The organism is Shewanella sp. 10B, from assembly GCF_023475885.1.
Classification (GTDB): domain Bacteria; phylum Pseudomonadota; class Gammaproteobacteria; order Enterobacterales; family Shewanellaceae; genus Shewanella; species Shewanella mangrovisoli.
In genome coordinates this window covers 1-4,441 of sequence record NZ_JAMDJO010000016.1, presented here as the reverse complement: position 1 = coordinate 4,441, position 4,441 = coordinate 1, and the positions used below count along the sequence as shown (strand labels likewise).

The following is a 4,441-nucleotide window of genomic DNA, read 5'->3' as shown; positions in this document are numbered from 1 at the left end:
CATCAAGCTTTTGCCCATGAAGCAACCAGGCAATGGCTGTAATTATGACGACGCCGAGTCCCGACCAGACTGCATAAGCAACACCGACAGGGATGGATTTCAGAACCAGAGAAAGAAAATAAAATGCGATGCCATAACCGATTATGACAACGGCGGAAGGGGCAAGCTTAGTAAAGCCCTCGCTAGATTTTAATGCGGATGTTGCGATTACTTCGCCAACTATTGCGATAACAAGAAAAAGCCAGCCTTTCATGATATATCTCCCAATTTGTGTAGGGCTTATTATGCACGCTTAAAAATAATAAAAGCAGACTTGACCTGATAGTTTGGCTGTGAGCAATTATGTGCTTAGTGCATCTAACGCTTGAGTTAAGCCGCGCCGCGAAGCGGCGTCGGCTTGAACGAATTGTTAGACATTATTTGCCGACTACCTTGGTGATCTCGCCTTTCACGTAGTGAACAAATTCTTCCAACTGATCTGCGCGCGAGGCCAAGCGATCTTCTTCTTGTCCAAGATAAGCCTGTCTAGCTTCAAGTATGACGGGCTGATACTGGGCCGGCAGGCGCTCCATTGCCCAGTCGGCAGCGACATCCTTCGGCGCGATTTTGCCGGTTACTGCGCTGTACCAAATGCGGGACAACGTAAGCACTACATTTCGCTCATCGCCAGCCCAGTCGGGCGGCGAGTTCCATAGCGTTAAGGTTTCATTTAGCGCCTCAAATAGATCCTGTTCAGGAACCGGATCAAAGAGTTCCTCCGCCGCTGGACCTACCAAGGCAACGCTATGTTCTCTTGCTTTTGTCAGCAAGATAGCCAGATCAATGTCGATCGTGGCTGGCTCGAAGATACCTGCAAGAATGTCATTGCGCTGCCATTCTCCAAATTGCAGTTCGCGCTTAGCTGGATAACGCCACGGAATGATGTCGTCGTGCACAACAATGGTGACTTCTACAGCGCGGAGAATCTCGCTCTCTCCAGGGGAAGCCGAAGTTTCCAAAAGGTCGTTGATCAAAGCTCGCCGCGTTGTTTCATCAAGCCTTACGGTCACCGTAACCAGCAAATCAATATCACTGTGTGGCTTCAGGCCGCCATCCACTGCGGAGCCGTACAAATGTACGGCCAGCAACGTCGGTTCGAGATGGCGCTCGATGACGCCAACTACCTCTGATAGTTGAGTCGATACTTCGGCGATCACCACTTCCCTCATGATGTTTAACTTTGTTTTAGCCACCAATGATGCCCTCACTTTCCATGATTTTGGTGGGAATGGATTTTCTTAGCGGCAACTTACTTTCGTTGTCTATATCCATGTTAAAGGCGAAAAAGTAAACCTCTGTCTCCTTCTCAACCCACCCAACCCACCATGCGACACCAGGATTTGACTCAGTTCCCACACCAGAAAAACCAGTTTTTGAATGCACTAGATATTCAGGTGCCGCCTCCGTTACCAAAGCCTCTTTTACTATTAGCTGGTTTTCTTTAGATGCTGACAATTTATTTAAATATAGAGACTCTAGAAACTCCACTTGATTAACTGCGGAAATTCTAAGCTGGCCTTCCAACCAGAATTTGTCAATGCCACCACTGATATTCTGGTTGCCATAGGAAAATTTTTTAAGGTATTTCTGCATTCTTACTTCGCCAACTTCTCTGGCGATTTGTTGAAATACGGGAACAGCTGAAACTTGTATTGCCCCTCTTAAGGTCAAGTCTCTTTCCCATTGCTTCATGGCTCTTGGCTTTCCGTCCCATTTGAAAACCTGATGCTCATTCTTTATGACACCAGTTTCTAGGCCGATAATTGCGTTGGGGATCTTAAATGTTGATGCTGGAAGATATTCCTTTGATGCACGAGCTAAGTCATTGGTAGCGCAGGATTTACTGCTACTTTTACAAAGCACGAAGACACCATTGACGGCTTCGGCAGAGAACTCTTTGTTCCAAGACGTATTTTCTGTAATTGAACCAGCTAATGCCGTACTCGAAAGACAGCTTGTTGATTATCATATGGCTTTTGAAACTGTCGCACCTCATGTTTGAATTCGCCCCATATTTTTGCTACAGTGAACCAAATTAAGATCATCTATTTACTAGGCCTCGCATTTGCGGGGTTTTTAATGCTGAATAAAAGGAAAACTTGATGGAATTGCCCAATATTATGCACCCGGTCGCGAAGCTGAGCACCGCATTAGCCGCTGCATTGATGCTGAGCGGGTGCATGCCCGGTGAAATCCGCCCGACGATTGGCCAGCAAATGGAAACTGGCGACCAACGGTTTGGCGATCTGGTTTTCCGCCAGCTCGCACCGAATGTCTGGCAGCACACTTCCTATCTCGACATGCCGGGTTTCGGGGCAGTCGCTTCCAACGGTTTGATCGTCAGGGATGGCGGCCGCGTGCTGGTGGTCGATACCGCCTGGACCGATGACCAGACCGCCCAGATCCTCAACTGGATCAAGCAGGAGATCAACCTGCCGGTCGCGCTGGCGGTGGTGACTCACGCGCATCAGGACAAGATGGGCGGTATGGACGCGCTGCATGCGGCGGGGATTGCGACTTATGCCAATGCGTTGTCGAACCAGCTTGCCCCGCAAGAGGGGATGGTTGCGGCGCAACACAGCCTGACTTTCGCCGCCAATGGCTGGGTCGAACCAGCAACCGCGCCCAACTTTGGCCCGCTCAAGGTATTTTACCCCGGCCCCGGCCACACCAGTGACAATATCACCGTTGGGATCGACGGCACCGACATCGCTTTTGGTGGCTGCCTGATCAAGGACAGCAAGGCCAAGTCGCTCGGCAATCTCGGTGATGCCGACACTGAGCACTACGCCGCGTCAGCGCGCGCGTTTGGTGCGGCGTTCCCCAAGGCCAGCATGATCGTGATGAGCCATTCCGCCCCCGATAGCCGCGCCGCAATCACTCATACGGCCCGCATGGCCGACAAGCTGCGCTGAGCCATGGCTGACCACGTCACCCCCAATCTGCCATCGCGCGATTTCGATGTGACAGAGGCGTTTTATGCGAAGCTGGGCTTTGCGACGAGTTGGAAGGATCGCGGCTGGATGATCCTGCAGCGCGGCGGTTTGCAGCTCGAATTCTTCCCCTATCCTGACCTCGACCCAGCTACGAGCTCGTTCGGCTGTTGCCTGCGGTTGGATGATCTCGATGCCATGGTGGCATTGGTGAACGCGGCGGGAGCCGAGGAAAAAAGCACCGGCTGGCCGCGCTTCAAAGCTCCGCAACTGGAGGCGAGCGGCCTGAGGATCGGCTACCTGATCGATCCCGACTGCACGCTGGTGCGGCTGATCCAGAACCCCGACTGACCGCATGCCCGCGAAAATCAAGATTTGCGGGATCAGCACACCCGAGGCGCTCGATGCGACCATCGCGGCGCGGGCGGACTATGCCGGGTTGGTGTTCTATCCAGCGTCGCCCCGTGCGGTTACGTCGAATGTCGCGGGCGCTTTGACATCGCGCGCAGCTGGCCAGATCGCCATGGTCGGTTTGTTCGTCGATGCGGATGATGCTGTCATCGCCGACGCACTGGTGGCAGCCAAGCTGAACGCGCTGCAGCTGCACGGTTCGGAATCGCCCGAACGCGTGGCCCAGTTGCGCGCGCGGTTTGGCAAGCCGGTGTGGAAGGCGCTGCCCGTCGCCAGCGCCAGCGATGTCGCACGCGCCGCAGCCTATGCCGGGGCGGCGGACTTGATCTTGTTCGACGCCAAGACCCCCAAAGGCGCGCTGCCCGGCGGCATGGGGTTGGCGTTCGACTGGTCGCTGCTGGCCGGATATCGCGGTGCCTTGCCGTGGGGGCTGGCAGGCGGGCTAAATCCGACGAATGTTGCCGAGGCGATTGCGCGCACCGGAGCGCCGCTGGTCGATACCTCCAGCGGCGTCGAAAGCGCGCCGGGCGTCAAGGATACCGACAAGATTACCAATTTCGCCTTTGCGGTGCGCTTGGCCTAAATCGCGTCGATCAATAGGCGTCGTTCAGCGCAAAGATCGGCTTGCGGGTGCGCCACTGCCCTCGGGTGAAGTCGGGAAAATCTAACGTGCGATTGCCCTCAGCAATCGATTGTTCCGACAGAGGCGTGATCGCGCTCCAGGCCAGCGCGTCGTAAATGTCGATTGGCATCGGGGCCTTGGCCTTCAGCGCCTCGACAAAAGCGTGGATCACGAACCAGTCCATCCCGCCATGCCCGGCCCCTGCCGCCAGATCGGCGTAGCGTTTCCATAGCGGGTGATCGTATTTCGCAAACCAGCCCTCGGCAGGCTCCCAGCGGTGCGGCTGTGGGCTCTTGCCCTCCAGATAGATCGACTTGTTGACGTCCGGGTATAGGAAGTATAAACCACCTTTTTGCTCCTCATCCGAAGTATCTTACCTGAAATTCCCTCACTCGTTTACCGCTCAAGCCCCAATTTTAACTGCCGGTCCAGCCTA

The 4,441-nt window shown here is 54.4% G+C and carries 5 protein-coding genes and 2 pseudogenes; 3 read left to right on the top strand and 4 right to left on the bottom strand.

Annotation, left to right across the window (positions count from 1 at the left end; genetic code table 11):
- The 3 genes and pseudogenes from M0415_RS21195 to blaOXA all read right to left on the bottom strand — a co-directional run.
- Positions 1-253 (bottom strand): DMT family transporter (locus M0415_RS21195; protein WP_064757991.1); only part of this gene is annotated, 253 nt, incomplete at its 3' end.
- 163 nt (positions 254-416) lie between these two features.
- A complete protein-coding gene (aadA1, locus tag M0415_RS21190) occupies positions 417-1,208 on the bottom strand; it encodes an ANT(3'')-Ia family aminoglycoside nucleotidyltransferase AadA1 (RefSeq protein ID WP_001209508.1) in 792 nt (263 codons plus the stop codon).
- Positions 1,209-1,224: 16 nt separating this feature from the next.
- Positions 1,225-1,986 (bottom strand): annotated as a pseudogene (gene blaOXA / locus M0415_RS21185) (OXA-10 family class D beta-lactamase); the annotation flags it as partial.
- 155 nt (positions 1,987-2,141) lie between these two features.
- On the opposite strand from blaOXA, the gene M0415_RS21180 reads away from it, so the two are divergent.
- From M0415_RS21180 to M0415_RS21170, 3 genes are read left to right on the top strand one after another with little or no spacing between them, the layout of a single operon-like run.
- Positions 2,142-2,954, top strand: coding sequence for a subclass B1 metallo-beta-lactamase NDM-1 (locus tag M0415_RS21180; RefSeq protein WP_004201164.1), 813 nt, complete (start codon positions 2,142-2,144; stop codon positions 2,952-2,954).
- 3 nt (positions 2,955-2,957) lie between these two features.
- Entirely contained in the window at positions 2,958-3,323 is a 366-nt protein-coding gene (ble, locus tag M0415_RS21175) for a bleomycin binding protein Ble-MBL (RefSeq protein ID WP_004201167.1), read from the top strand.
- Between the two features lie 4 nt (positions 3,324-3,327).
- Entirely contained in the window at positions 3,328-3,966 is a 639-nt protein-coding gene (locus tag M0415_RS21170; RefSeq protein WP_004201168.1) for a phosphoribosylanthranilate isomerase, read from the top strand.
- 10 nt (positions 3,967-3,976) lie between these two features.
- On the opposite strand, the pseudogene M0415_RS21560 reads toward M0415_RS21170, so the two are convergent.
- Positions 3,977-4,327 (bottom strand): annotated as a pseudogene (locus M0415_RS21560) (gfo/Idh/MocA family oxidoreductase); the annotation flags it as partial.
- Positions 4,328-4,441 lie beyond the last annotated feature (114 nt).